We start from the raw sequence: 26,160 nt of genomic DNA on the forward strand, positions 1-26,160 counted from the left end.
TATTGCCATGAGCGAAATCACCCCTTTTGAAGATGTTGAAGAATACCGCGATCACATTGCCACGGTAGACGAAAAAGGCAAGCGGATTTGGGTTTATCCAAAAAAACCAAAAGGAAAATTTACTTCAGCCCGAACCTATCTAAGCTGGGCCTTTTTGATTTTTTTATTTGGGGTCCCTTTTATCAAAGTGAATGGCGAACCTTTGATGCTCTTTAATATTCTCAAGCGCCATTTTATCATTTTTGGGGTGAGTTTTGCCCCTCAGGATTTCCATTTGTTTGTATTGGCGATGTTGACCTTTGTGGTCTTCATTATCCTGTTTACTGTCATTTATGGCCGTTTGTTTTGCGGTTGGGTATGCCCCCAAACGGTGTTCATGGAGATGGTTTACCGCAAAATTGAATACCTCATTGAAGGCGACGCCAATGCCCAACGACGCCTCAACAACAGTCCCTGGACCAGCGATAAAATCATCAAAAAATTGAGCAAGCAGGTGATCTTTTTCGCCATTGCCGTTTTGATTTCCAATACCTTCCTGGCCTACATCATTGGAGTAGATGAGGTTTACAAAATTGTAAGTGAACCCGTTTCCCAAAACCTGACTGGCTTTATTGCCATGTTGGTCTTTTCCTTCGCTTTTTATTTCGTTTTCGCCTGGATGCGGGAGCAAGTCTGTGTCGCCATTTGTCCATATGGCCGTTTGCAAGGGGTGCTTTTGGACAAAAACTCAATTGTGGTTCACTACGACCACGTACGCGGCGAACCAAGAGGAAAAATCAAAAGAGAAACGGGCAACAACCCCATTTCACCCATTTCAAGCATCCAGTCTTCGGTATTGCAAAGCGAAAAAGCAGTAGCGCTGGAAATGGTCGAAGCCCTTCCTCCTGCTGCCAATCCGATTGAGGCGGTGCAAAAGAGCCTGGGTGATTGTATCGACTGCAAATTGTGCATCCACGTTTGCCCAACCGGTATCGACATCCGCAACGGCACTCAATTGGAATGTGTGAACTGTACTGCCTGTATCGACGTGTGTGATGAGGTAATGGATAAGGTGAAACGCCCGCGAGGCTTGATCCGCTACGCCAGTGCAACCAGCATCGAGACCAAAACCCAAAAAGTATTCACTACGCGGGTTAAGGCCTATACTGTTGTTTTGGCCCTGATGGTAATTCTGAACATCGTGCTACTCTCCATGCGTACCGATGTGGAAGTACTCCTTCTGCGTACCCCAGGAATGCTGTTCCAAAAGGTGGGCGAAAATAAGATCAGCAACTTGTACAACTACGAAATCATCAACAAGACCCGGGACACCTTCCCGATTGAGTTCCGCATGGTGAAGCCTCAGGGTGTCATCAAACTGGTGGGTAAAACGCCATACACCAAAGCTTCAGATGTAACCAAAGGAGCGATGTTTGTTGAGATTGAACGCAAAAACCTGGGAAGTCGAAAAACCCGTATCGAAGTTGACATTTACTCGAACGGCAAAAAAATCGACCGGGTCAAGACCAATTTTTTAGGACCTATTTAGTTGAGGAGTTGAGAGGTTGAGGAGTTGAGGCTACCGCAGCGATTTAGACAAGGGTTTTGTCAAAATCGCTGCGGTAGCCTCAACTCCTCAACTCCTCAACTCCTCAACTCCTCAACTTTCACTAAAATAACAACACCATGAAAATCAATTGGGGCAGCGGCATTGCCATTTTTTACAGCCTTTTCGTCATCACGATGGTGTACGCAGTAGTCCGTTCGACGCAGTTCGACAATAGCCTGGTGTCTGATCATTACTACGCTGATGATCTCAAATACCAGGAAAGGTTTGACAAACTGAGCAATGCACAAGGCTTGAAAGAAGACTTAAAAATTCAGGCTGCTGAATCTGGTTCTCAGGTTGAATTGTTTTTCCCCTCCGAGCTCGAAAAAGTACACGGCGAAATTTACTTTTTCTGTCCTTCCGACCAAAGCCGTGATTTTAAGGTCAACATTGCTCCCAACCTCAATCATCGCCAGGTCATTTCCACCACTGGGTTAAAAACAGGTTTGTGGCGGGTAAAAGTGGACTGGAGCGACGGCACGAAAGCCTATTACAAAGAAGAAGTCATTCAATTGTAGAAAATCATTGAAATAATAAACTATGCTACTCTCTGCATTTTTGCTGGGTTTTTTGGGGAGTTTGCACTGCGTCGGCATGTGTGGCCCCATTGCACTGGCACTCCCCAAAGCCGCCCATGGCTGGGGTGCAGCAGCGGGGGCATTGCTCTACAACCTCGGCCGAATCCTTACCTATCTGTTGTTGGGACTAATCATTGGGGCTTTTGGCCGAGGTTTGTTTTTGGCCGGGATTCAGTCCTGGTTTTCAGTGCTGATCGGGGCTTTATTGATCCTGGTCGCCCTATTGTCTTTGAATGTGGAATCCTACATCAAACGATTTCCAGCGGTGCAATTGTTGCAAAACTGGGTATCCCGCAGCATGACGAAACTACTGCGACGCGAAGGTCTATCTACCCATTTCCTGATCGGAGCACTCAATGGTTTATTGCCCTGCGGTTTGGTGTACGTGGCCATCGCGGGTGCTGTGCTGAGTGATTCCTGGCTGCAAAGTGCCTTATACATGGGTGGATTTGGAGCGGGCACCTTCCCGCTAATGTTGGGTACAGCATTGGCTGGGCAATTCATCAGCTTGAATTGGCGGCAAAGGTTGCGGCGTTTGAGTCCAATTTTGTTGGGCTTGTTCGGACTTTACTTCATGGCTCGAGGCATCAATTTCCATTTACCGGAAACGATGCGATTTTGGGAGATTGGGCAGGAGGTGCCGATGTGTCATTAAAATCATAGCAACACCTCCGTTAGATTATGCTAATATTTCAAATGAAAAAACTCGTTTGCCCGCGCCTCTCCCCTACTCTTGCTTTGCGCCTCATTCGCCCGCAATTCCACCCTACGGATTTTTCCACTGATGGTTTTCGGTAAGGCCTCCACAAACTCAATGATGCGCGGGATTTTATAGGCTGCCAAATTCTGTTCACAGTGCGCAAATAAAGCCTCAGCCAGGGCTTGATCCCCCATCAATTCCGGCCGCAACAACACAAAAGCTTTAACCGCAAAGCCTCTTAATTCGTGCGGACTGGCCACAACTGCCGTTTCCACCACCGCATCGTGTTCAATCAATACACTTTCCACTTCAAAAGGCCCAATCCGGAAATCGGAAGCCTTGATCACATCGTCGTCGCGGCCTACAAACCAGATGTAACCTTCATCGTCTTTGTAGGCTTTGTCGCCAGTGTAATACAAACCATGATGGAATACTTTGGCCTTGCGTTCGGGTTCGCCCAGATATTCCAGGAATACGCCGTTTTTTCGCCCATCGTCCATCCGAATACAAATGCTGCCTTCTTCAAAAGGTGGTTGTTCCACTCCTTCCTCATCGGCAATCACAATGTCGTACAAAAAGGTCGCCTTGCCCATCGAGCCGTATTTGACCACATTACCGGGCATATTGGCCACCAGACAGGTGGTTTCCGTTTGGCCGTAGCCGTCGCGGATGAGGATGCCCGTACCCTTTTGCCATTTTTCGATGATCTCGGCATTGAGCGGTTCACCCGCCGCCACACATTGCCGGAATTTGAATTGATAGCCGGAAAAATCTTCCAAAATCATCATGCGCAAAACCGTGGGTGGAGCACAAAAGGTAGTGATCTGGTATTTTTCGATGGTTTTTAATTGTTCTTTTGCATCAAATTTGTCGACCTGGTTGGCAAAAATAGTCGCCCCCATGTTCCAGGGTGCAAAGAAGCTGCTCCAGGCAAATTTGGCCCAGCCCGGCGCGGAAATGTTGTAGTGGATGTCGCCATGCCGCATGCCTACCCAAGCTGCGGTGCTCAGATGGCCAACGGGATAAGTGAAGTGGGTATGGATCACAATTTTGGGCAATCCCGTGGTGCCCGAGGTGAAAAAGTAAAACAAGTGGTCATCGGGGCGGGTAATGGCGGCGGGGGCATCTTCCGATTCCTGCGCAATCACCTCGATGGAATGCCAGCCAGCGCGACTGCCATCCACCACAATTTTCACTTTCACCTCCCGGCCCAGCATTTTTTCTGCTGCTTCTATTTTACCAGCATTGGCCAGATCCGTGATGACGACTTCCGGGAAAATGGTTTGAAAACGATAAGCAATGTCTTTTTCAATCAGGTTGTTTGCCGCTGGGATGAGGATCAAACCGCCTTTGATGGCAGCCAAAGTGGCGATCCAGTTGGCGGGGTCAAGCGGCAATTGGGTGTAGATGCAGCTTCCTTGCTGGACGCCGTGAAGGCGGAGGAAGTTCAGAAATTGGTTGGCTGTGGCGTAAATGCTTTTGAAGGTGTAGCGCTTTTCTTTTTCGTTGTGTCGCCAGATGAGGGCTTCGGCATCAGGGTATGGTTCCAGGTTTAGGGGGCAAAATACGTCCATCACCCAGTTAAAGGATTCTGGTTGATCCAGGTGGAATGCTGGTAGGTCCTGGATTTGTTCATTGGCTATGGCCTCGCGGATTGTTTTGAAATAGGTTTTGATGTTCATGTTTGCGATTTTCTAACTGAAAGCAAAATGAAGGTAAAGAAAAATCAGAAAGCTTTATGGGATTTTTTGTCGCCACCTTTTTGGATTGAAACTGCACACAATTAGCCTCAAATCAGCTACTCATTTCCCTCAACTCCTTTTAATTTTACCCACCACCAATTGACCTACACAGATGCAGTATCTTTTTGATTTACGCGGCAAAACCGCCCTCGTAACGGGTGCCAGTAGCGGCATGGGCAAAGCTATTGCAGAAGCCTTGGGTATCCACGGTGCAAAGGTGATTGTCAGCAGCAATGATGCCAGTGCCTATCAGGATACGGTGGAAGAATTCGTTCAAAAAGGCATTTCTGCGCTGGCCTTGCCTTGTGATGTAGCCCAATCCACCGAACGCCAGCAGTTGTACACCTTGGCTACCCAGGCATTCGGGGTCATTGATATTTTGGTCAGTTGTGTGGGCGTCGCTGCGCCAAGCCCGTTTTTGGACATTAGCGAAGAAAGTTTCAACCAAACCATAGAACTGAATCTGCACAGTGCCTTGCACCTGAGCCAGCTCTTTTTGCCGGGCATGCAGGCCCAAAAAGATGGGGTCATCATCTTTCTGGCCAGCATCGCCAGTGTACGCGGCAACAAAAGCATCGGATTGTACGGCGTCACCAAGGCGAGTATCGCCCAAATGGCGCGCAACCTCGCCGTAGAGTTTGGCCCCGACAACATTCGGGTCAATGCCATTTCACCAGGGCTAATTGATACCCCTTTTTCCAAAAGCCTGCTGGAGAATTCCCCTTTTATGGAACGACGACTTGCCCTAACGCCCTTGCGGCGAGTGGGTACACCTGAAGAAATTGCTGGGGTTGCCGTACTATTGGCTTCAGCTGCTGGCGCTTTTATAACTGGACAAAACATCATAGTGGATGGTGGCACGACCATCAGCGATGGAAACTGAGTGACCATGTTGATCCAAAATAAAACACCCAATCCGCTCAAAGGCTGGCAAGTCCAGCGCGAAAACATCCGCTACCTAGGCCAGGATTTGCAGCGGCCAGAATGTATCCTTACCGAGCCCAATGGCACGGTTTGGTCGGCAGATGCACGGGGTGGAATGATGCAATTGAATCCCGATGGTTCGCAGGAATTGATCGCGCCATTTTTTGAACAAGTTGCCGATTCGGCCAATTCCTACGAAAACCGCTACATCCAGGCCAAAGGTTCTTTACCCAACGGCGTTTGTTTTGATCAAACCGGGGATTTCATCATTGCCAACTGGGGCACTAATCACCTCGAACGCATGACGCGGGAGGGCAAAATGAGCACCCTGTTGACCGAAATTGACGGCATTCCGCTGGGCAAAACCAATTTCCCCCTGCGCGACAGCAAAGGCCGCATTTGGTTCACCGTAACCACCCGCACTGAACCCTGGTCGGATCAAATCAATACTCGCGCCACCGATGGCTACATTGCATTGATCGACGATCAAGGGGTACGGATTGTAGCGGACGGTTTTTGTGGGACCAATGAGATTCGTTTTGATGACAATGAAGAATGGTTGTACGTGGTGGAAAGTACGGGCTGGTGCATCTCGCGCTTGCGGGTGCACGCGGATGGGAGTTTGAGCAACCGTGAGGTGTACGGCCCTTCGCGTTTAAGTGGCTTCCCGGATGGTTTTGCTTTTGATACCTACGGCAACCTCTGGATTACCCTGATTTTCACAGATCAGCTCATTGCACTTACCCCGGATGGGGAGGAATTGATGTTACTCGACGACAGTACCCCAAGCACCCGCCAGCGTTTGATTGAAGCCTATGGGCAACGCAAAGTTACCCCGGAAATCCTGGGGGCTACTCAGGGCAGCATTTGCCCCTGGATGGCAAGTTTGAGCTTTGGGGGAAAGGATTTAAAAACGGTTTATCTGGGTAGTTTGCGGGGGACGCGGATTCCGTATTTTGAAAGTCCGGTAGCTGGGCAGAAAATGATTCACTGGAAAAGTTGAGAAGTTGAGCGGTTCAGGAGTTGAGGCTACCGCAGCGTTTTTGACAATATCTTTGTCCAAGTCGCTGCGGTAGCCTCAACTCCTCAACCGCTCAACTCCTCAACAGTCAACTAATAATATGCAACGTTTTCTCCATAAAGTCTGCCTCGTCACCGGTGCCGGATCCGGCATTGGCAAAGCCACCGCCCTGGCCTTTGGTTGCGAAGGTGCGAAAGTTGTCGTCGCCGACCTGAACCTTGAACAAGCCGAACAAACGGCCATTGAGCTCCGGCAGCAAAACATTGAATCCCTTGCCATTGCCGTCAACATTGCAGTGCGGGATGAGGTGGAAGGAATGATCCAAGCCGTAGTAGCTAGTTTTGGGAGACTTGATTGCGCTGTAAACTGCGCGGGCATCGCTGGCCCGGTTTCACTGCCTCTCCACGAATACCCCGACGAATACTGGCACCAACAAATCAACGTCAACCTGACCGGGACCTGGTACTGTATGAAGTTTGAGCTCATTCAGATGTTGACGCAAGGTGGCGGTAATATTGTGAATATGTCTTCCGCAGCTGGATTGATTGCCCAACCGGAAAATTCTCCCTACGCGGCCTCCAAACACGGAGTGGTGGGCATCACCAAAACTGCTGCCCGGGAATACGCCACCAAAAACATCCGAGTCAATGCCATTTGCCCTACTGCCATCGAAACGCCGATGATCATGGAGGGGCGGCGCAAACTGGCGCACAACCCGGAAGCCAAACAGGCAGCCATCAATTACCAGGCGATGAAAAGGATGGGGCAGCCGGAGGAAATCGCGGAGATCGCGCTTTGGTTGTGCTCTGATCAAGCGTCATTTATTACAGGTTTGGCCATGCCCGCCGACGGTGGTGCCCTGGCTTAGGTGCCCCTTCGGTGCCTTAGGTTTCTTAGGTGGTAAAGAAAAAAAGCCCTTCGCAGAAGGGTTCTATTTTAACCACCTAAGAAACCGAAGGCACCGAAGGGGCACTTTAGAAGGGGAAGCTGATTTTTCCCTATTTTGCTCAAAAAAACAAACACATGATTCTCGAAGTTGCCACCATCAACATCAAACCCGGCACGAATGCCGAATTCGAAACCAATCTCCAGGCAGCCCAAGGGGTAATCAGCCAGGCCAAAGGTTACCTTGGGCACCAGTTTCACCATTGCATTGAGGTACCTAGCCGTTATGTTTTGCTGATTCGTTGGGCCAGTTTGGAAGACCATACCGAAGGGTTTCGCAGTTCCAACTTGTTCGTAGAATGGCGGGCGCTGATTGGTCCATTTTTCGATGGGCCACCCAACGTGGAGCATTTTTCCCTAAAATTTGAAAATTAGTACTTTATGAAAATCATCGATTTGTCGGTTACCATTTCAACAGACATCAAAGAGCCCCTGCCCACTACCATCGAATACGAAGACCACAAAGAGGGGGCGAAAAAGATGGGTTCTAAACTCTTCAAAGGTTTACCGACCGATGCCTTTCTCGAAGGCAATGGCCCAGCCGGGGAGTTTTTGTACGTAACCGGCCATACCGGCACCCACATCGATGCACCCTGGCATTATTTCCCTACCTGTGCCGGGAAGCCATCCCGCACCATTGAGGAGTTGCCTTTGGAATGGTTTTTTTCCGACGGAGTCGTGTTGGATTTCACCGACAAACCCGATGGGTATTGCATCACAGTCCAAGACTTGCAAGAAAAACTGGCAGCCATTAATTATACCCTCAAACCTTTTGACATCGTCCTGATCCGTTGTGATGCCTATAAGCGCCTGCACGACGATGACTTTGTCAGAATCCACGTAGGCGCCTCTGCCGAAGCCACTCACTGGTTGATCGATCAGGGCATCAAGGTGATGGGTACCGATGGTTGGGGCTGGGATATTCCCATGCACATCCAGGTGCAGGATTATTTGCAAAATCCGCGGCCAGGAGTGATTTGGGCAGCTCACTACGTAGGTCGGGAGAAAGAATATTGCCAGATTGAAAAACTGGCCAATCTGGATCAATTGCCACCCTTTGGGTTCAAAGTGGCTTGTTTTCCAGCGAAGATTAAGGGTGGAAGTGCGGGCTGGACACGGGCGGTGGCGATATTTGAATGACGAATTTTTCGAATGACGAAGGACGAATTGGCTGGCACTTCGGCTCCGCTCAGTGACCAGCCAATTCGTCCTTCGTCATTCGAAAAATTCGTCACTTGTTTAGTTTTCGCACGCAATTTTAGTGATCAACCACTTCCCATTTTCCTTTTTCAATTCAAAGTTCTGGGTTCTTTCGCTGCCGCCTTCATCTCCCGATAGGGTTGCGCTTACCCGATTATTGCCCAGGCCTACAGGATCTACCGGAGCTGTAGTCCAAAATTTAATGTCCCAGTCTTGAGCACAGAAAAAGCGGTCGTAATCCCAGCCTGGCACTGGTCCATCTTCATAGGTTTCTTTGGCCCAGACTGTTGTTTCCAAATTTTTCAAATATGCTTTTTCAGCATCAACATATTCCTTACTGATGAAACCCGTTTTGAGGAACTGATCAAAATAGGTGTCCAATTTGGCCTTGTTTAAAGTCAGGTGTTTGCCACCAAAATTAATGTATTCGATCTTTTGAAGGCTATTGATGGAATCGCCATACCACTTGTAAAAATTGTGAATTGCATCGGTGATGGGCACCAGCTCAGTGTCACCTTCTGGTCCGTCTGAATCGGTGAGTTCTTCGGTAGTTTCCGCCGTTTTATTGGCTGAGTTTTGGCAAGCTGTAAAGCTGAATACTGCCAGAGAGAAGAGCAATAGGTATTTCATACTGAAAGGTTTAAAAGGTTATTGTTATTTCGATTTTAAAAGTAAAAATTAAGCTTTATACGAGCAGTAAAATCAAAGTTAAAATAATTCCACCCAAAGTAAAATACAAGCCCCGCTTAAATATAGTGGTTTTGGGCATGAACATCCAAAATGCGGAAATCACAAAAAACAGCAAGGAAAGCCCAAAAAAGATGTTGAAGTAATACAAAGGGTCTTCGGTTTTTGCCTTGTGCAAATGGGTCATTTTTTCCAGAATGGTCGGCAGTTGTTTTACTTTAAATTCAGCTTTTCCAGTGCTTTTGTTGTAGGTTCCATCCCGGAAATAAAGCAGATCGCCTTCGGTTTTATCCACTTTGAATTGCCGCATTTTCAGCATTTCCCCAATCTCCTTCTCGCTGGCATTGGGCTTGATCATTTGAACAATCTGCTTCTCTCTTTTTAAAAAGTCGGTATCGCGAAAAATGAGGACCATCCCACTTAAGGCATATACAGCCATGATACCAGCGAGGAAAAAGCCTAAATAGCGGTGAATCACCCGCATGTTGTTGCTAAAGGAATTTGAGGTAGACATAACAAGCTACTTTGGTTGAATAAATGGATTTTGCTCAGGGTATGAGCGATTAATTGAGGCAAGAAGGTTGCAAACCCTTGCTTTGGAGTAACAATATAGGAGAATTTAGAATAAGGTCACCTTATTTCTAAATTTCTGGCAAATAAATTTGGCCGCACATATCCGCCCAAACAAGTCCCAATTCTGCACAGAATTTCCCGCCCTTTAATTTGTAGCCTAGCGGAACAAAGCAGACATTTGCAGAGCCAAGCTAATTTGTTTAGCTTGGAATCTTTTTCAACCTATTTTACCGAAATGAACACAAATAAAACCTTAAAAGAAGAAGCGCTACATTACCACGCCAAAGGACGCCCGGGAAAAATCGAAGTGATTCCCACCAAGGAAACCGCTACCCAGCGTGACTTGACCCTGGCCTATTCCCCAGGGGTAGCCGAACCTTGCCTGGAAATTGAGGCCGACCCCGAAGCCGTTTACAAATACACCGCCAAAGGCAACCTGGTCGCCGTGATTTCCAATGGAACAGCAGTTCTGGGTCTGGGCGACATTGGCCCGGCAGCAGGCAAACCTGTAATGGAAGGCAAGGGCTTGTTGTTTAAAATTTACGCCGACATCGATGTATTCGACCTGGAGTTGAACACCAAGGATGTCGACGAATTTGTACGGACGGTGAAGATTCTTGAGCCCACTTTTGGTGGCGTAAACCTGGAAGATATCTCCGCTCCCGAGTGTTTTGAAATCGAAGAGCGCCTTAAAGCCGAGTTGAATATCCCAGTGATGCACGACGACCAGCACGGCACTGCCATCATCAGCGCAGCAGCCTTGTTGAATGCATTGGAAATTGTGGGAAAAGACATTGACAAAGTCAAAATCGTGGTCAATGGCGCGGGGGCTTCGGCCATTTCCTGCTCCAAACTCTACCATAGCCTGGGTGCCAAAAAAGCGAACATGTTCATGTTTGACTCTAAAGGTTTGATCCACCCCAGCCGCACCAATCTGGATGGCAAAAAAAGTGAATTTGCCAACGACCACGCTCCTGCCGAAACAACGCTGGCTGATGCCCTCGTAGGTGCTGACGTATTCATCGGCCTTTCCAAAGGCAATGTATTGAACCAGGAAATGGTTAAGGTTATGGCCAAAGACTGCATCGTTTTTGCAATGGCCAACCCCACCCCTGAAATCAGTTACGAGGAAGCCACTGCTGCCCGGGAAGACATCATCATCGCCACTGGCCGCAGCGATTATCCCAATCAGGTCAACAACGTATTGGGTTTTCCCTACATCTTCCGTGGAGCCTTGGACGTTCGTTCCAAAGAAATCAACGAGGAAATGAAGCTTGCCGCAGTTCGCGCACTGGCAGCACTGGCCAAAAAGCCCGTTCCCGATATCGTCAACATGGCTTACGGTAAGGAAAATATGGCTTTTGGCCGCGAGTACATCATCCCCAAACCCACCGACCCCCGTTTGCTCACTGCAGTGGCACCAGCAGTGGCCAAAGCAGCGATGGATTCGGGCGTAGCCAAATTCCCAATCAAAGACTGGGACGCCTACGAAACCCAATTGTCCAAACGCCTGGGGCTGGACAATACCCTCACCAAAGCCATCATCAGTCAGGCCAAGCGCAACCCCAAACGGGTGGTGCTGGCCGATGCCGAAAACCTGGCCGTACTCAAAGCCGCCCAACAAGTCAAGGACGATCGGATCGCCACGCCAATTTTGCTGGGCAACGTTCAAAAAATCCAGGCGCTGATTCAGGAAAACCAACTGAATTTGCAAGATGTCAGCATCATCGACCCAATGCGGCCACAAAACGAGGCGGAACAAGCCAGGGTCCAGAAATATGGTGACCTGTTTTTTGAAAAACGTAAACGCAAAGGTTTTAATAAATCCGAAGCCCACGATATCCTGCGTCGACGCAATTATTTTGGCGCAATGATGGTAGAAATTGGCGAAGCGGATGCGCTGATTGGAGGGATGACCCGCAATTACCCCGATACCGTGCGACCTTCCTTACAAATTATTGGTCGCCAGCCAGGAGTTAAAAAAGTGGCGGGTATGTATATTTTGATGAGTCGTTTCGGCCCACTTTTCTTGGCTGATACCACCGTCAACTTCAATCCAAGTGCGGAAGAGATTGTAGAAATCGCCGAATTGGCCGCCAAAGAAATTGAAAAATTCAACATCAAACCTCGCATTGCTCTACTAACCTATTCCAATTTTGGCAGTGCCGATGGTGAAGACGCGGTCAAAATGCGTTTGGCCACCGAGTTGTTGAAAGCCAAACACCCTGAGATGGTTGTAGATGGTGAAATGCAAGCACACTTGCCATTTGATCAAGAATTGCTGCGTGAAAATCACCCCTTCTGCGACCTGGTCGGTGGGGGTGCGAACCTGCTGATTTTCCCCAATCTTTCGGCCTCAAATATTGCCTATAACCTGGTCAAGGAAGTGGCCGACATTGAGAAGATTGGTCCGGTTTTGCTGGGGCTCAAAAAACCAGCACACGTCCTGCAATTGGGCAGTACGACGCGGGAAATTGTGAACATGATCGCCATTGCGGTGGTGGATGCACAAACCATCAAATAATTGAGCGGAAAGATGACGCTGCACCATCCCTCCTCAGGGGCCACTGAGCTGCGGCCACGCAGCGTCATCATCCTGCTTGGTAGTTTGAATGGCTTGATGCCTTTCACTACCGACTTGTACTTGCCTGCTTTTCCGGCCATAGCCCGGCATTTCCAAACCGACATCGGATCGGTCACTCTTTCCATGAGTAGTTTTTTTATTGGTTCCTGTGTTGGGCAAATCATCAATGGGCCCGTATTGGATCGTTTTGGGCGCAAACATCCAATGTTGCTGGGTTTGAGTTTGTTTTTGCTGGCCTCCCTTGGCTGTGCCTTGGCTCCCAGTATTGAATTGTTGATCAGTTTGCGTTTTTTTCAAGCCCTGGGCATCAGCATGTGTGCGGTGGGCAGCCGGGCAGTAGTTCGCGATATTTTCCCAGTCGACCAAACGGCCAGTATTTTCTCTACTTTGGCCCTGATTATGGGTGTTGCCCCTATCATTGCGCCTAGTGTGGGTTCCTGGGTCTTGTATTATTTTGACTGGCGCAGTATCTTTTTCCTTTTGGCCATCATGGCTGCGGTGTTGTTTTTTGCCTTGTACCGGTGGTTGCCCCATGTTAAACGTTCGGATGCCAATTATTCGTTACACCCCAAAGCGGTGTTGAGTAATTATTGGTCGGTTTTGCGTACGCCCAATTTCTTGGCCTATAGCCTTGTGGCGGCCATGGCGAGTGCGGCTTTGTTCGCCTGGATTTCCAGCTCTTCTTTCATTTTTATCCGGCTACTGGGTTTGAGCGAACAACAATTTGGCTGGGTATTCGCTACTACTGCTTCATGCCTCATTTTAAGCAATCAGTTGAACCGGGTATTGTTGAAAAAATTCCGGAGTGAGCAGATTGCACTGGCGGCGGCAATTGTACAGTTGTTGGTATGCGGGGGGCTTTTTCTGATTGTGCAATACGCTTTTTCGGTGCCTGCTTTACTCCCGGGTTTATGCGCATTCATGTTGTGTTTGGGTTTGATCACCCCTAATGGCATGGCACTGGCGCTGCGGCCTTTCACTCAGAACGTGGGTAGTGCCACCGCCATGATGGGCAGCATTCAAATGGCTTGCAGTGCTTTGACTACCGCAGGATTGAGTAATTTCCAAAACGATTCTGCCTTACCAATGGTCGTCGCCATGATGGGTATCATTAGCGTGAGCATTGGAGTGCAATTCTGGGTGAGGAGCAAAAATAAAGCGCTGGAAAGCTAAAGGCAGGTAAGTTCAGGTAGGTAAATAGGTAGAATAATGCAATTTTAGGGTTTTAATACAATCAGATCAAACAACAAGTCGATGAAAAAAATCCTGATTCAAACTGCCTGCCTGCTTGGTTTGGTTTTTCACAGTGGTTTCATTTCCAGCCAAAACATTGCGCCTGCCATTTTACAAAAGAACTGGTCCGCTTCCTGGATTGCGGTTCCTGGTGCGCCACCCAATGGTTATGGCGTGTATTTGTTTCGAAAAACAATTGAACTGGCTAGTCAACCCGCCACCTTTGTCATCCATGTCTCTGCCGACAATCGCTATAAATTGTTTGTCAATGAAAAAATGGTCTCCTTGGGCCCGGTTCGGGGCGACCTGCAACACTGGCACTACGAAACCCTTGACATAGCGCCTTATCTAAAATCTGGCAAAAATGTCATTGCCGCTCAAGTTTGGAACGAAGCCGAATGGCGGCCCGAAGCCCAAATCAGCCTACAAACTGCCTTCATAGTACAAGGTGCGACCGAGGCATTGAACCTCATCAACACCAATAGCAGCTGGAAATGCCAGCGCGACAGCAGTTATACGCCCATCAGGGTCTCTCTGGCAACCTATTATGTAACCGGCCCCGGCGAATTGGTGCAGTTGTCTAAACAAGCCAAAAATTGGCAAAGTCTCGATTATGCGGATGCGGACTGGAAAAGTGCCAAAACGATTTTCGCAGGTAACCCCAAAAACATCCAGGGGCAATACGGCACACCCAGTGGTTGGATGTTGATCCCTTCCACCCTACCACAGATGGAGTTCAAGGCTGAACGATTTGCCAAAGTCGCTAAAGTACAAGGAATTGAAATCCCTGATGGATTCCCTTCCAACAAAATGGATTTGAACATTCCCGCCAATACCAAAGCCACCATCTTGCTGGATCAAGGCCACTTGACCAATGCCTACCCTGCCCTGCAATTCAGTGGAGGCAAAGGAGGAAGTATTTCATTACAATATGCCGAGGCTTTGTTCAGCAAAAACCCGAACAAAGGCAATCGGAATGAGGTCGAAGGCAAACAGATGCTGGGTAGAAAGGACAGTTTACTCACCGATGGCAGTGTCAATCAAACTTTCACCACCCTCAATTTCAGGACTTACCGCTACGTGCAAGTACGCATCATCACCAAGGACGAAGCGCTAATTCTGCACGACATTTCTGGCCATTTCACCGGATATCCCTTCCAATTGAATTCAAGCCTGAATACCGATAATGCCGAAATACAAAAAATGCTGGAGATCGGTTGGCGTACCGCCCGGCTTTGTGCGGTGGAAACGTACATGGATTGCCCTTATTATGAACAGTTGCAGTACATCGGAGATGCCCGCATTCAAGCCATGGTGTCCTTGTACAACAGTGGGGACGAGCGGCTGTTGCGCCAGGCCCTCGATCAGATGGACCAGTCCCGGCAACCGGAAGGAGTTACCCTGAGTCGGCATCCTTCCTATACGCCGCAGTACATCCCCACCTTTTCGCTCTGGTACATTGGCATGTTGCACGACTACAGCCGCTATGGCAAAGACATTGCTTTTGTCAAAAACAAGTTGCCCGGGATGCGCCAGATTTTAGACTACTTCCGGGGCTTCCAGGCCGCGGACGGTTCCCTGCACGATGTTCCTTACTGGATGTTTACCGATTGGGTAACGGCCAAAGAGTGGGTTGCAGGTCGGGGGCCACTGAGCAAGGATGGCAGCTCGGCTATGCTGGATTTGCAATTGTTGTGGGCCTATCAATTGGCCGGTGATTTAGAAAACAAACTGGGCATCAAAGAATCCGCCGGGATTTACCAGGCGCGGGCTGCTCAACTCAAAAAAACCATTCAAAGCAAATATTGGGATACCAGCAAAGGCATGTATGCGGATCGAATGGAAAAAGACCTGTTTTCTCAACATACCAATTCACTGGCCATCCTGACCGGGACAGTTCCACCTGAACAGCTTGTGGCTCTGGGGAAAAAGCTGCTGAGTGACAACAACCTGGCACCAGCTTCCATTTATTTCAAATACTACTTGCATCAGGCTTTGGTTAAAGCCGGAATGGGCAATGATTACCTGAAATGGTTGGACAAATGGCGGGAAAACATCCAGATGGGACTGAGTACCTGGGCGGAAACTTCGGAAGTGAATACCTCTCGTTCCGATTGCCACGCCTGGGGCTCGAGTCCAAACGTTGAGTTTTTTCGCACCCTTTTGGGCATTGAAAGTGATGGTTTGAATTTTTCCAGGGTAAAAATCCAGCCTCATCTTGGTGAGATCAAAAAAATCAGTGGCAGCATTCCCCATCCCAATGGAATGCTTGCCGTGAGTTATGAATGGGTGCAAAACAAGTGGAACATTCAGGTTGATTTGCCGGGGAAGACCACGGGGAATTTGCTGTGGAAGGGGCAGGTTTTGGTGTTGAAAAGTGGGGTAAATAAGTTTGTACTGTAAACCTGCTTTAGTGATTTCTTGAGTGCCTTAGGTTTCTTAGGTGGTGAAGAAAAAAGCCTGCGGAGCAGGCAGCGTATTTTTCACCACCTAAGAAACCTAAGGCACCATAGATTCACCTCAGGGTTAATTACTTCGCAGGCTTCGCGAAAATCTGCTCATCCACTGGCCCATTGATCACCGTTTTATTCGTGATCATGGTAAATGCACCCATCGGACTAGTAATATCAATGGTATTCGCCATTTTGATGCCATCAATTACCTCATAACTTGAAAAAACCAATTCTCCTTCCTGACCACCAACGTTACTGGTTACTTTGTAAACGAGGTAAGTACTGGCATCCAGGTACTCATCCATAACTACTCCATTGGAGGTGATTTTAAAATGGAACATGTCTTTTTTATCCACTTTTTCTTTCCCTACCAACTCTACTTTATTGCCTTTTTCCTGGTAGTTATACAATGCCCCAAATGGATCGAGTTGTCCGAGCAGTGGCCTGATTTCCTCAGCAGTCATGTCTTCTGGTTCGCCCGTTCCACCCATCATGGCAGGCATGATTTTCCAACCTTTTTCTCCTTGTACCACTTGCACCATTGAGCTACCCATTACGCTCGATTCTGAACGCATGGATTTTCCGACCACAATGACACTTTTGCTGGGGATTTCCATACCCTGCACCGCGATGACTCTTTCAGTCGATATGGTGTTTACTGTTTTTAACTTCTCGGCTCCACCCATTGCTTCCAAGTGTTTGGCTACAATTTCATCTACCGTTTGGCCATTAATGGAAGCAAGTGATAAAGTGGCGATAGCCAGCATACACAACAGTTTGATTTTCATGATTGCTCTTGATTTTTGAGTTAAAAAAGAAGAAAGTTGAGTTATTGTCGATTTTGTTGTCCTCCTCCAGGCACGCTCCCGCCAGTACTTTGGCCATCGGTTTTAATGTCGTCGTTGTTCACCGATTTGCCCTTTTTTCGAGGCATTTCCATGGCGCTCATTTTGCCAATTTTGTAGGTAAAGGTTAGTCGGAAGCCACGATTGTATAGGAAAACGTCGCTAACCTGGCTGAATTGAGGCGAATTAAGCACAGTGTGGATGTTGAAGCGATTGCCCAGGAAGTTTTCCGCAGCCAATCCCAAACTCGCTTTTTTGTCTTTGAAGTCCTTTTTGACACCCAAAGTATACCAGGTAAAACCACCTTGGCGACCTTGCAACTGCACTTGTGAGCCCTGCAAGAATCCAAAGGCCTGTACCCCCCAGCCCTTTTTAAACTGAGCCTGGCCAAACATCCCTCCACTGACGTTGAAGCCGGAGTTATTGTTGGTTTCCAATACCCCTCCAGCATTGGCGATCTGCCCTTCCAAATTGGAATACAGCACATTCAGGAATATCCCGATGTTGATTTTGGAAGTCAGTGCCACATTGGAAAAAATATTGGAGCCATAGGTTTGTTGGTGTCCGATGTTTTCGTAGGTCGTGATCACCGCGCCAGCTAGCGTATCCGAAGGTTTGGTCACCTGCAGAATGGCGTTGTTGGTGGTACGGGCAAAAAACGAACTGGTTACAAAGGTCTTTTTGATGGTTTTGCTCAGGGTCAATTCATAGTTATTGGTCAATTCGGGCCGCAATGAAGGGTTACCTACGGTGATGTTTTGCTGATTGGCGCTGTTGAAGTTCGGGTTTAGCTGTTGCAAACCTGGGCGTTGAATTCGGCGGTTGTAGGCCAGTTTCACTGTAGTCCCTTTGAAAGTTTTGGAAGCATTGAAACTGGGCACCAGAACTCCGTAATCCCCAATCCCGATCACTCCACCTTCGCGGGTGCTCGCATCGATCATGGTGTGTTCGTAGCGCAAGCCACCTTTAAAAGTGTAGCGCTTTTTAGTGGTATAGGTGTAAGAAGTATAGCCAGCTGCGATGTTTTGGTGGTAAGTCAAGGCACCCGCAGGTTGGTTAAAATCCGTGTTGTATTCACCAGAAGGGTTGGCGATCAAAAAGCGGTAATCGCTGTCAACCTGGCGAAAAATCCCTTTGCCCCCAAATTCTAACATTTGATTGCGTTTGATTGGGGTCTGGTAATCGGTTTGTACCGTAAATTCCTGGTTCAGGTTGTCGTTGTCGTTGCGCTGGCGGCTAAGCAGGGAGCCATTGTTGTCCAGCAGATCGGCATCGAAGTTGTTGGTCAGGTCATTGCGGCTGTAGAGCGTGGAGATGCTCCATTCTTTCTGCGGTTTGTAAGTGTGGACGTAATCCAGGTTTACGTCTAAAGTACCCGAAAGATTTTTGCTGTCTACATTCCGACCAGAAGCCCCCGTCTCCAGGCCATTGCTGAACAATTTGGTGAGGAAATCCTGCTGAAAGCTCATGTTGCGTACCCCGTATCTGGCCCCGGCAGTGATGCTTTGGTTTTTGGCCAAATCATAATCAAAGCCCAGGTTGTATTGGCCAAAAAGACCCTGGCTGTAGCCGTCGCCAGTTTGCCGCACGGTGGTGGTCAGGCCTTGAGCGGTACTACTTTGCTCCAAACTGGATTTGGTAACTGTATTGTAATTGGCCCGGCCAAAACCGCCCAAGGTGAAACCAGCCTTGCCTTTGCGGTAATTGCCATTGAGGGAGAGGATGGAGCCCCGGTTGCCTATGCCACCGTCGACATTGAGGTTCACCCCTTGCAAGCTGTTCTTTTTGGTGATGATGTTGATGATGCCCGCCGAACCTTCCGCGTCGTACTTGGCCGATGGGCTGGTGATGACTTCAACCGTTTTGATTTGATCTGCTGGAATTTGTTTCATGGCATCTGCGACACTGCTGGCCATGATGGTGCTGGGCTTGTTGTTGATCAGCACCTTGACGTTTTGGCTACCGCGCAGGCTGACGTTGCCGTCCAAGTCTACAGTAAGCATGGGCACTTTGCGCAGTACATCGGTGGCATCGCCGCCTTTGGCCGCGATGTCTTTTTCAGCGTTGTACACCAGGCGATCCACCTTTTCTTCAATCAAGTCGGTCGTGCCGGTGATGGTGACCTCGTCCAGGTTTTTCACCACGGGGTTGAGTTTGATGGTCCCCAGATCAAATTCCTGGCCCTTGGTCCAATTCAGCTTATCGATGGTTTTTGTTTGGTAGCCCAGGAAAGAAATCAGCAATTTGTACTCCCCAGCTTCTATTTTGCTGAAGCTGAATTTGCCTTTTTCATCCGAAACAGTTCCATCTACTGCTTGACCGTTGGACAATTTATAAAGGGCAATGCTGGCGTATTCCACTGCTTTGAGCGAGCTGGAATCCATGAGGGTACCAGTAATTTTTACATTCCCTTTTGGGCCTTGGATGGCTGTGGTCGGAATACCCATCGGAAATTGTGCAAATGCTGGTGTGAGGGTGAGAAAAAAGAGGGTGATTAAAAAAACAGTCGGGTAAATTTTCTTCATGGCTTAAGTTTGATGGCTCAAAGTTGCCATCTAAGCCCTCAGCTTCAAAAAAAAGTAGATGAACACGAATATCGATGAGATGGAGATAGGGAAAATGAGCGATGGAGGGTAGTTTTCCTCTTTGCGACAATCACATCCTAATTTTGTTTATTTTGCCAGATCATTCACTAACACCAAAAGATGTCTTCATGGCATCTCCAAACCCTGTTCCGCCTCATGAAAGCATTTTTTTACCTTGCCGTTTTTTTGATGATTGCCTTTGAAATCGCCAATGTGTATTTCATCATGCCCATGCCCGGCAGTCAACAGATTAATAGCATTGATCTGGCTTATTTTTTGTATTCCTGGCGTTGGTTCATTCGCATTGGATTGGGATTACTAACCCTTTATAGCTTCTGGCGGGCCCGCTTCAAACGGGTATGGATTCCCCTACTCGCCCTACTGCCCTGGGCTTTCGTGGCCTACCAGTTCAACTACAAAATGACCGCTGAACGGATGTTTATCCAGCCCAAATTGGTGATGAACAGTAGTCAGTACAACACCGTTTCGCTCAATCGGGTAGTCCTTGGGGTAACAGTAAACGGGGAAGCCAGCGCTTACCCCATTCAGTACCTGGCCTACCACCATCAAGTGCGCGATGTGGTAGGTGGTCAACCCATTATGGTCACTTACTGCAATGTGTGCCGCACGGGCAGGGTGTTCGATCCAAAGGTGGAAGATCAAAGTGAAACTTTCCGACTGGTGGGGATGGATCATTTCAATGCCATGTTTGAGGATTCCCGCACCCATTCCTGGTGGCGACAAGAAAATGGAGAAGCCATCGCTGGACCCCTCAAGGGTAAGTTTTTGCCTGAATTGCCTAGCTCCCAAATGGCCTTGAAACAATGGCTAAAATTCCATCCCAACAGCAAGGTTATGCAACCTGATTCAGCCTACACCAAAGAATACGCCCATCAAAAAAACTATGAAAATGGCAATAAAAAAGGCAAACTCACCCGTACCGATAGTTTGTCCTGGAAAGATAAATCCTGGGTAGTCGGCGTCAAGGTAGGGCAATACAGCAAAGCTTTTGACTGGAACGAGTTGAAAGAAAAACGAATTCTCAATGGGACGGTAGGGAATACCCCCATTGCGATTGTTCTGGCAAAGGACAACAAAAGTTTTGTGGCCTTTGAACGCCCCAATCTGGAAAAAATCAGCCTGAAGGGCGACACCTTGTATAGCCAGATTTTTCGTTACAATTGGTACGGAGTGGCGCTGGATACAGGTATGACCAATTTGAAAAAGATCAATGCTTATCAGGAGTTTTGGCACAGTTGGCGGACATTTCATGGAGATGCGCGGTAAGATTTTTAGCCGATTTTGTAGTTTAGCCTGGCATTTTATCACCAATCTGACTGTATATGAAAAATCTATTCTTCCTGCTCTTGCTTTTGGGCGGCTTGCAAAGCCTGTACGCCCAAAACAACTTACCCCAAAAAAGTGCCAAAGCCAGTGTGTCCTATCGACTGGGGCTCACCGACATCAACATTCAATACTTTTCTCCTGGCGTGCGTGGGCGTCAAATCTGGGGAGGCATCGTGCCTTTCGACAAAATCTGGCGCGCCGGGGCCAACAATGCCACCACCATCAGCTTCAGCACACCCGTTAAAATGGAAGGCAAAATCCTGCCAGCGGGTACTTACGCTTTTTTCCTCATCCCGCGTCAAAATCAAGGCTGGACTGCGATTTTTAATACCGATTCAAAACAATGGGGCGCATTTATTTACAATGAGACCAAAGATGCCTTACGAGTGGGTGCACGAACTGAAACCTTGGAGAGGCCATTAGAGCGCCTGGCTTACCAGATTGAAGAACTCAGTCTGGAAGAAGGGCTAATCAGCTTGTTGTGGGACAACAAAAAAGTCAATGTCCGCTTTAAAGTTGATTTTATCCCCGCCGCAATTGCCCAATACGATAGCCTGATCGCCAAAGCCGATGCTGCGCAAAAATGGTACCTGCAAGCCGAAGCTGCTGATTTGCTCACCGAAGCTGGCAAACTCAATGAAGCACAAAAATACCTCGATGAAAGCCTGAAAGCTGGTGAACACGTTTGGAACCTCTGGAAAAAAGCCCTTTGGCAAGCACAAAAAGAGGATTACAAAGGCGCTTTTGCCAGCACTGAAAAAATTCGGGCGATAGCCAAAGGGGGCAACAAAGAAGAAAAAGGTGTTTTCGGAGCCCTCGAAATGGATGTGATTGAAACCGAAAAACGCTGGAAAAACAAACAAGCAGAAGCCCTGGCCGCCAAAAATGCCCTGCGCGACATCAACCGCGACATCTGGACGCCCTTCTCCGAAGCATATGCCAGCAATGACGTGGCCAAATACATCAGCTTGCATTCCAAGGAATTTGTGCGAGCCAGTGGGGGCGACAAAAGCAGTCTAGACTTAGCTGGCTACGCCGCTCAATCTGAACGGAGTTTCGCCTGGGCCCTTAACAACGGTAATCGTACCAGCATCGAGTTTCGTTTTTTTGAACGAATTGCCTCCGCCACAACCGCCTCCGAACGGGGTTATTTCAAATACACCAGTTATCCCAAAGAGGGCGCACCCTGGATTGGCTATGGGAAATTCCATGTTTTCCTGCGCAAAGAAAATGGAGTTTGGAAAATCCTGACCGATTACGACTCGGATGAAGGTGGAAAAGTGGGCGAAGCAGATTACAAAGCAGCCGCAGCAGTGGATGATTTTTCCAAGTTCTAACCTCTGATTTAAGCATGTATCAACTTTAGGTCTATTTTTGCGAAAAAAACATGGCGTTCAAAATATACACCAAAACGGGTGACAAAGGGGAAACCGGGCTTTTTGGCGGCAAACGTTTGCCCAAATACCACCTACGAATTGAAGCCTACGGCACCGTGGATGAACTAAACGCACACCTGGGTCTAGTGCGCGATAGTTTGGTTGATGAGGCCACCCGTGATGTTCTGAAGGAAATCCAGGATCGCCTGTTCACCATTGGCGCCAACCTGGCCAGTGACCCGGATAAGTCCATGAGCACCCCCGACTTGCTCGACTCGGATATCGAGGCACTGGAGCAACAAATGGATCAGATGGATGCGCATTTGCCGCCGTTGAAAAACTTCATTTTGCCGGGTGGGCATCCTAGCGTTTCTTTTTGCCACATCGCGCGTACGGTTTGCCGCAGGGCGGAGCGTCAGGTGGTGGCTTTGGCGGCGAATGAGCCGGTGGAGGAGATTCTGTTGCGTTACCTCAATCGCTTGTCGGACTATCTGTTTGTGTTGTCGCGGAAAATGGCGCAGGATTTGGGGGTGGAGGAAGTGAGTTGGTTTGCGCGGAAATAAAATTTCTAAGTCGACATTTTTATTTTCACCACCGAAGGAACCTAAGGCACCAAATGGACACCTAAGAGATGACGCTTATTTTCCTCAGGTGCCCCTTTGGTGCCTTAGGTTCCTTTGGTGGTGAAAAAACAAGCGGCATAGCCGCACAAAAAAATCTCTTTTTTCACCAATCTGGCTTTCAATTCTTCTCCACCACCAAATGCGCGGTAGCTCCATTCGTCTGCTCCACCAAAACCTTCCGCGTACTGCGCAACTGGCCTAACAATTCAGGAGTAGCGTGCCGAATGTTGATCAACTCCAAGCCACTTACAACTTCAGTTCCCAAGGTTTCCTGAATGCGTTCAGCCAGTTGAGCCACTTTTTCACCCTGATTGAACACCGAGATGTACAGCGTCAGCGGTGTATTTTGGATAAAAGTCACCTGCATGCGCAAATCCGAAATGGCCGCAAAGATTTCGCTAAAATGCTGTTCGGTCACAAAGGAAAAATCCTTGTTGGTGATTTTTAACAAGGCTTGATTGACCTCTACGGCCAACAGTGGCGGATACGCAGTCACTTCCTTTTCAGAAATCAAGGTGCCGCTGGTTTCTGGTTCCAGAAAAGAGCGGACGTGCAGCGGGATGTGTTTACGTTTGAGCGGCCCTACCGTTTTTAAGTGGATGATTTTAGCCCCGTAATAAGTCATCGCAATCGCCTCATCGTAAGACATTTCGCTCAGCATTTTCGCTTCCGCAAAAAATCTTGGGTCGGCACTGAACACCCCTTGGGCATCCTTCCAGATGGTCATACTTTCGGCATTCGCGCAAAACGAAAAGATAGCCGCCGAATAATCCGATCCGTCCCTGCCCAAAGTGGTGGTGAAGTTTTCCTGAGTGGCCCCAATGAAGCCTTGGGTAACCACAAAACCACCTTTATCCAGCAGTGGCTGCGCATTTTTCAAAAAACGTTCTTCCGTTTCCTGCCACTGCACCCAGGCTTCGCGGTACAATTCATTGGTTTGCACTACATCCCGGGCATCCAGCCATTGGGTCGGCAATCCAACTTTATTCAGGTAAGCACACAATATTTTGGTGGACAACAACTCCCCTACCGATACGATTTGATCGTACATGTAATCGTAATTGTCGTGGGGTTCGTCGTCCAAGACCCATTCAATTTCTACAAAGGTATCGTTCACCAGGGCGTAGACTTCATCGTTTGACTCAAACAACTCGGCCATGATGCGGTAGTGCTGGAGTTTGAGGTCTTCCAGCAATTCCAGGGCTTTCCCGTCTTGTTGGGAATGGGACTCGACTATCTTTTCCAGGGCGTTGGTTGTTTTACCCATTGCCGACACGACAATCATGAGTGTCTCTTGTCGATATTTTTGCAGGATATCGGCTACGTTTCTGATCGCTTCGGCATCTTTTACGGATGCACCCCCAAACTTGAACACTTTGCTGCGTTGATTCATTGTATGTTTGTTAGGGAACGATTTTAAAAGCCAGTGATTTTTCAATCGTTCCTAATTCTTCGGGAGCATCCCCGAAATAAAGCTGCAAATATATGGATAGGATGAAAAAAACATTCAGACTCTTTTTACTCTTGGGCATCATTTTTGTCCTGGGCGCCTTTACCGGGCGTTTTTTTAGCGATAAAATCAGCAGTGAAGACGTGGTTGGGGCAGCAAAAATTGCCGGACTTGAACTGACGCAAAGTGAAATTGATTCCTTGTTGCCCGGTTTAGAAGATGCGCGCAACAGCTATGTAGCCAACCGAAAAAGCAACTTGCCCAATGATTTAGGGCCCGCCATCTGGTTCAACCCTTTGCTTCCCGGCATGAAAATCCCTAGCGGGCCGGATAAAGTCAATTTTGGAAAAGCGCCACTGGTGCGTTTGCCCCAAAACCGCGATGAACTGGCCTGGTATACCGTCCGGGAATTGGCCGAATTGTTGCGCAGCCGTCAAATCAGCTCCGAAGAGCTCACCCGTTTTTTCCTGGATCGCCTCAAAAAATACGATCCTCAGTTGCATTGTGTGATCACGCTGACCGAAGAATTGGCCATTGCCCAAGCCAAGCGGGCCGATGCCGAAATCAAAGCGGGCAAGTACCGCGGTCTGCTGCACGGCATTCCCTACGGTGCCAAAGACCTGCTGGCTGCCCGCAACTACAAAACCACCTGGGGTTCGGTGCCTTATCAGGATCAGGTGCTGGATTACGATGCTACGGTGATCAAAAAATTGGAGGCTGCCGGGGCGGTGCTTTGTGCCAAACTCACCATGGGCGAATTGGCCTGGGGCGACGTATGGTTTGGCGAAATGACGCGTAACCCCTGGGATACCAAAGCGGGGTCGAGTGGTTCTTCGGCGGGGTCGGCATCTTCGGTTTCGGCGGGTTTGTTGCCTTTTGCAATTGGGACGGAAACCTTGGGGTCCATTGTTTCACCCTCTACCGTTTGTGGTACTTCGGGACTACGGCCCACGTATGGGCGGGTAAGCCGCCATGGGGCGATGGCCTTGAGTTGGTCGATGGATAAAATTGGCCCGATTTGTCGCTCCGTAGAAGATTGTGCGATTGTGTTCAACGCCATCCAGGGGCCAGACCCGCAGGATGTATCACTCATTCCGGCCGCTTTCCATTACGATGCCAGCGCTGATCCACGGCAATTGAAGATTGGATACTTGAAAAAAGACTTTGACCGGCGTTATGCCTTTCACGATCAGGATAGTGTGGCCTTGGAAAAACTGAAGGCAATGGGCTTCAAATTGATCCCCATCGAATTGCCGGAATCACCCGATTTGAGCATCATTCTTTCTGCGGAAGCCGCTGCTGCCTTTGATGAATTGACGCTGAGTGGTCGGGATGATTTGATGCGCCGCCAAATCAAAAATGCCTGGCCCAACTCTTTCCGGGAGTCGCGCTTCATTCCGGCAGTGGAGTACATCAAGGCCAATCGTTTGCGCACCAAACTGATGCAGGACATGCAAAAGGTGTTCGAGCAGGTGGACGTGTACGTGCATCCTTCCTGGGGTGGCCGCAGTTTGAACATCACCAACCATACGGGGCATCCTTGTGTGGTGATTCCGAATGGTTTCCGGAATGGGCGGCCTACGAGTTTGAGTTTTACGGGGAACTTGTTTGAGGAAGGGAAAATATTGAATTTGGCGAAGGTGTACCAGGAGGCGACGACGCATCATAAGCAGCATCCGGTGTTGTAGGGATGGGTGCGTGAAATA

Annotated in this window: 21 protein-coding genes; 15 read left to right on the forward strand and 6 right to left on the reverse strand. The window is 48.6% G+C overall.

What is annotated here, in order from left to right; all coding sequences use genetic code 11:
* Positions 1–7 precede the first annotated feature (7 nt).
* The 3 genes from ACO08K_RS26540 to ACO08K_RS26550 all read left to right on the forward strand — a co-directional run bounded on the left by ACO08K_RS26540 (position 8) and on the right by ACO08K_RS26550 (position 2,821).
* A complete protein-coding gene (locus tag ACO08K_RS26540) occupies positions 8–1,528 on the forward strand; it encodes a 4Fe-4S dicluster domain-containing protein (RefSeq protein ID WP_421799515.1) in 1,521 nt (506 codons plus the stop codon).
* 137 nt (positions 1,529–1,665) lie between these two features.
* On the forward strand, positions 1,666–2,106 hold the full coding sequence (locus tag ACO08K_RS26545; protein ID WP_421799516.1) for a FixH family protein: 441 nt from the start codon (positions 1,666–1,668) through the stop codon (positions 2,104–2,106).
* 22 nt (positions 2,107–2,128) lie between these two features.
* Positions 2,129–2,821 (forward strand): sulfite exporter TauE/SafE family protein, encoded by a 693-nt coding sequence (locus ACO08K_RS26550; RefSeq protein ID WP_421799517.1) that lies wholly within the window; start codon positions 2,129–2,131, stop codon positions 2,819–2,821.
* A gap of 29 nt (positions 2,822–2,850) precedes the next feature.
* Here the strand turns inward: ACO08K_RS26550 and ACO08K_RS26555 are convergent, their stop codons facing one another.
* Complete coding sequence (locus ACO08K_RS26555) at positions 2,851–4,548, reverse strand: AMP-binding protein (RefSeq protein ID WP_421799518.1); 1,698 nt, start codon at positions 4,546–4,548, stop codon at positions 2,851–2,853.
* Positions 4,549–4,720: 172 nt separating this feature from the next.
* Here ACO08K_RS26555 and ACO08K_RS26560 point away from each other — a divergent pair, with 172 nt between their 5' ends.
* From ACO08K_RS26560 to ACO08K_RS26580, 5 genes are all read left to right on the forward strand, one after another.
* Positions 4,721–5,491 carry an SDR family NAD(P)-dependent oxidoreductase gene (locus ACO08K_RS26560; protein ID WP_421799519.1) on the forward strand — a complete coding sequence of 257 codons (771 nt, stop codon included), beginning with the start codon at positions 4,721–4,723 and terminating at the stop codon, positions 5,489–5,491.
* A gap of 6 nt (positions 5,492–5,497) precedes the next feature.
* Entirely contained in the window at positions 5,498–6,535 is a 1,038-nt protein-coding gene (locus ACO08K_RS26565) for an SMP-30/gluconolactonase/LRE family protein (RefSeq protein WP_421799520.1), read from the forward strand.
* A 118-nt stretch (positions 6,536–6,653) separates the two neighbouring features.
* Positions 6,654–7,421, forward strand: a complete 768-nt coding sequence (locus tag ACO08K_RS26570) for an SDR family NAD(P)-dependent oxidoreductase (protein WP_421799521.1) — start codon at positions 6,654–6,656, stop codon at positions 7,419–7,421.
* 155 nt (positions 7,422–7,576) lie between these two features.
* Positions 7,577–7,873, forward strand: a complete 297-nt coding sequence (locus tag ACO08K_RS26575) for an antibiotic biosynthesis monooxygenase family protein (RefSeq protein ID WP_421799522.1) — start codon at positions 7,577–7,579, stop codon at positions 7,871–7,873.
* Between the two features lie 6 nt (positions 7,874–7,879).
* Positions 7,880–8,638, forward strand: coding sequence for a cyclase family protein (locus ACO08K_RS26580; protein ID WP_421799523.1), 759 nt, complete (start codon positions 7,880–7,882; stop codon positions 8,636–8,638).
* Positions 8,639–8,737: 99 nt separating this feature from the next.
* Here the strand turns inward: ACO08K_RS26580 and ACO08K_RS26585 are convergent, their stop codons facing one another.
* A complete protein-coding gene (locus ACO08K_RS26585; RefSeq protein WP_421799524.1) occupies positions 8,738–9,328 on the reverse strand; it encodes a DUF3828 domain-containing protein in 591 nt (196 codons plus the stop codon).
* A gap of 55 nt (positions 9,329–9,383) precedes the next feature.
* Complete coding sequence (locus ACO08K_RS26590; protein ID WP_421799525.1) at positions 9,384–9,899, reverse strand: hypothetical protein; 516 nt, start codon at positions 9,897–9,899, stop codon at positions 9,384–9,386.
* 294 nt (positions 9,900–10,193) lie between these two features.
* Between ACO08K_RS26590 and ACO08K_RS26595 the strand changes: the two genes are divergently transcribed.
* From ACO08K_RS26595 to ACO08K_RS26605, 3 genes are all read left to right on the forward strand, one after another.
* Positions 10,194–12,482, forward strand: coding sequence for an NADP-dependent malic enzyme (locus ACO08K_RS26595; RefSeq protein WP_421799527.1), 2,289 nt, complete (start codon positions 10,194–10,196; stop codon positions 12,480–12,482).
* A gap of 12 nt (positions 12,483–12,494) precedes the next feature.
* On the forward strand, positions 12,495–13,715 hold the full coding sequence (locus ACO08K_RS26600; protein WP_421799529.1) for a multidrug effflux MFS transporter: 1,221 nt from the start codon (positions 12,495–12,497) through the stop codon (positions 13,713–13,715).
* Between the two features lie 81 nt (positions 13,716–13,796).
* Positions 13,797–16,178 carry a family 78 glycoside hydrolase catalytic domain gene (locus ACO08K_RS26605; RefSeq protein WP_421799530.1) on the forward strand — a complete coding sequence of 794 codons (2,382 nt, stop codon included), beginning with the start codon at positions 13,797–13,799 and terminating at the stop codon, positions 16,176–16,178.
* 127 nt (positions 16,179–16,305) lie between these two features.
* Here ACO08K_RS26605 and ACO08K_RS26610 read toward each other — a convergent pair whose 3' ends face one another.
* Positions 16,306–17,016, reverse strand: a complete 711-nt coding sequence (locus ACO08K_RS26610) for an outer membrane lipoprotein-sorting protein (RefSeq protein ID WP_421799531.1) — start codon at positions 17,014–17,016, stop codon at positions 16,306–16,308.
* 41 nt (positions 17,017–17,057) lie between these two features.
* A complete protein-coding gene (locus ACO08K_RS26615) occupies positions 17,058–19,598 on the reverse strand; it encodes a TonB-dependent receptor domain-containing protein (protein WP_421799532.1) in 2,541 nt (846 codons plus the stop codon).
* A gap of 216 nt (positions 19,599–19,814) precedes the next feature.
* Between ACO08K_RS26615 and ACO08K_RS26620 the strand changes: the two genes are divergently transcribed.
* From ACO08K_RS26620 to ACO08K_RS26630, 3 genes are read left to right on the forward strand one after another with little or no spacing between them, the layout of a single operon-like run.
* Entirely contained in the window at positions 19,815–20,945 is a 1,131-nt protein-coding gene (locus ACO08K_RS26620) for a DUF3179 domain-containing (seleno)protein (RefSeq protein WP_421799533.1), read from the forward strand.
* Between the two features lie 56 nt (positions 20,946–21,001).
* A complete protein-coding gene (locus ACO08K_RS26625; protein ID WP_421799534.1) occupies positions 21,002–22,342 on the forward strand; it encodes a DUF2911 domain-containing protein in 1,341 nt (446 codons plus the stop codon).
* 50 nt (positions 22,343–22,392) lie between these two features.
* Positions 22,393–22,944: a cob(I)yrinic acid a,c-diamide adenosyltransferase gene (locus ACO08K_RS26630; protein ID WP_421799535.1), complete on the forward strand. Its 552-nt coding sequence runs from the start codon at positions 22,393–22,395 to the stop codon at positions 22,942–22,944.
* A 178-nt stretch (positions 22,945–23,122) separates the two neighbouring features.
* Here the strand turns inward: ACO08K_RS26630 and ACO08K_RS26635 are convergent, their stop codons facing one another.
* Complete coding sequence (locus ACO08K_RS26635) at positions 23,123–24,397, reverse strand: aspartate kinase (RefSeq protein WP_421799536.1); 1,275 nt, start codon at positions 24,395–24,397, stop codon at positions 23,123–23,125.
* Positions 24,398–24,498: 101 nt separating this feature from the next.
* Between ACO08K_RS26635 and ACO08K_RS26640 the strand changes: the two genes are divergently transcribed.
* Complete coding sequence (locus ACO08K_RS26640; RefSeq protein ID WP_421799537.1) at positions 24,499–26,142, forward strand: amidase; 1,644 nt, start codon at positions 24,499–24,501, stop codon at positions 26,140–26,142.
* Positions 26,143–26,160 lie beyond the last annotated feature (18 nt).

This window comes from Haliscomenobacter sp. (genome assembly GCF_965225875.1).
In the GTDB taxonomy this organism is placed as follows: Bacteria; Bacteroidota; Bacteroidia; order Chitinophagales; family Saprospiraceae; genus Haliscomenobacter.

Bases quoted from the DNA above. Each gene is read 5' to 3' on its own strand.
- ACO08K_RS26540 (WP_421799515.1), top strand. From the start codon at position 8: ATGAGCGAAATCACCCCTTTTGAAGATGTTGAAGAATACCGCGATCAC.
- ACO08K_RS26545 (WP_421799516.1), top strand. From the start codon at position 1,666: ATGAAAATCAATTGGGGCAGCGGCATTGCCATTTTTTACAGCCTTTTC.
- ACO08K_RS26550 (WP_421799517.1), top strand. From the start codon at position 2,129: ATGCTACTCTCTGCATTTTTGCTGGGTTTTTTGGGGAGTTTGCACTGC.
- ACO08K_RS26555 (WP_421799518.1), bottom strand. From the start codon at position 4,548: ATGAACATCAAAACCTATTTCAAAACAATCCGCGAGGCCATAGCCAAT.
- ACO08K_RS26560 (WP_421799519.1), top strand. From the start codon at position 4,721: ATGCAGTATCTTTTTGATTTACGCGGCAAAACCGCCCTCGTAACGGGT.
- ACO08K_RS26565 (WP_421799520.1), top strand. From the start codon at position 5,498: ATGTTGATCCAAAATAAAACACCCAATCCGCTCAAAGGCTGGCAAGTC.
- ACO08K_RS26570 (WP_421799521.1), top strand. From the start codon at position 6,654: ATGCAACGTTTTCTCCATAAAGTCTGCCTCGTCACCGGTGCCGGATCC.
- ACO08K_RS26575 (WP_421799522.1), top strand. From the start codon at position 7,577: ATGATTCTCGAAGTTGCCACCATCAACATCAAACCCGGCACGAATGCC.
- ACO08K_RS26580 (WP_421799523.1), top strand. From the start codon at position 7,880: ATGAAAATCATCGATTTGTCGGTTACCATTTCAACAGACATCAAAGAG.
- ACO08K_RS26585 (WP_421799524.1), bottom strand. From the start codon at position 9,328: ATGAAATACCTATTGCTCTTCTCTCTGGCAGTATTCAGCTTTACAGCT.
- ACO08K_RS26590 (WP_421799525.1), bottom strand. From the start codon at position 9,899: ATGTCTACCTCAAATTCCTTTAGCAACAACATGCGGGTGATTCACCGC.
- ACO08K_RS26595 (WP_421799527.1), top strand. From the start codon at position 10,194: ATGAACACAAATAAAACCTTAAAAGAAGAAGCGCTACATTACCACGCC.
- ACO08K_RS26600 (WP_421799529.1), top strand. From the start codon at position 12,495: ATGACGCTGCACCATCCCTCCTCAGGGGCCACTGAGCTGCGGCCACGC.
- ACO08K_RS26605 (WP_421799530.1), top strand. From the start codon at position 13,797: ATGAAAAAAATCCTGATTCAAACTGCCTGCCTGCTTGGTTTGGTTTTT.
- ACO08K_RS26610 (WP_421799531.1), bottom strand. From the start codon at position 17,016: ATGAAAATCAAACTGTTGTGTATGCTGGCTATCGCCACTTTATCACTT.
- ACO08K_RS26615 (WP_421799532.1), bottom strand. From the start codon at position 19,598: ATGAAGAAAATTTACCCGACTGTTTTTTTAATCACCCTCTTTTTTCTC.
- ACO08K_RS26620 (WP_421799533.1), top strand. From the start codon at position 19,815: ATGAAAGCATTTTTTTACCTTGCCGTTTTTTTGATGATTGCCTTTGAA.
- ACO08K_RS26625 (WP_421799534.1), top strand. From the start codon at position 21,002: ATGAAAAATCTATTCTTCCTGCTCTTGCTTTTGGGCGGCTTGCAAAGC.
- ACO08K_RS26630 (WP_421799535.1), top strand. From the start codon at position 22,393: ATGGCGTTCAAAATATACACCAAAACGGGTGACAAAGGGGAAACCGGG.
- ACO08K_RS26635 (WP_421799536.1), bottom strand. From the start codon at position 24,397: ATGAATCAACGCAGCAAAGTGTTCAAGTTTGGGGGTGCATCCGTAAAA.
- ACO08K_RS26640 (WP_421799537.1), top strand. From the start codon at position 24,499: ATGAAAAAAACATTCAGACTCTTTTTACTCTTGGGCATCATTTTTGTC.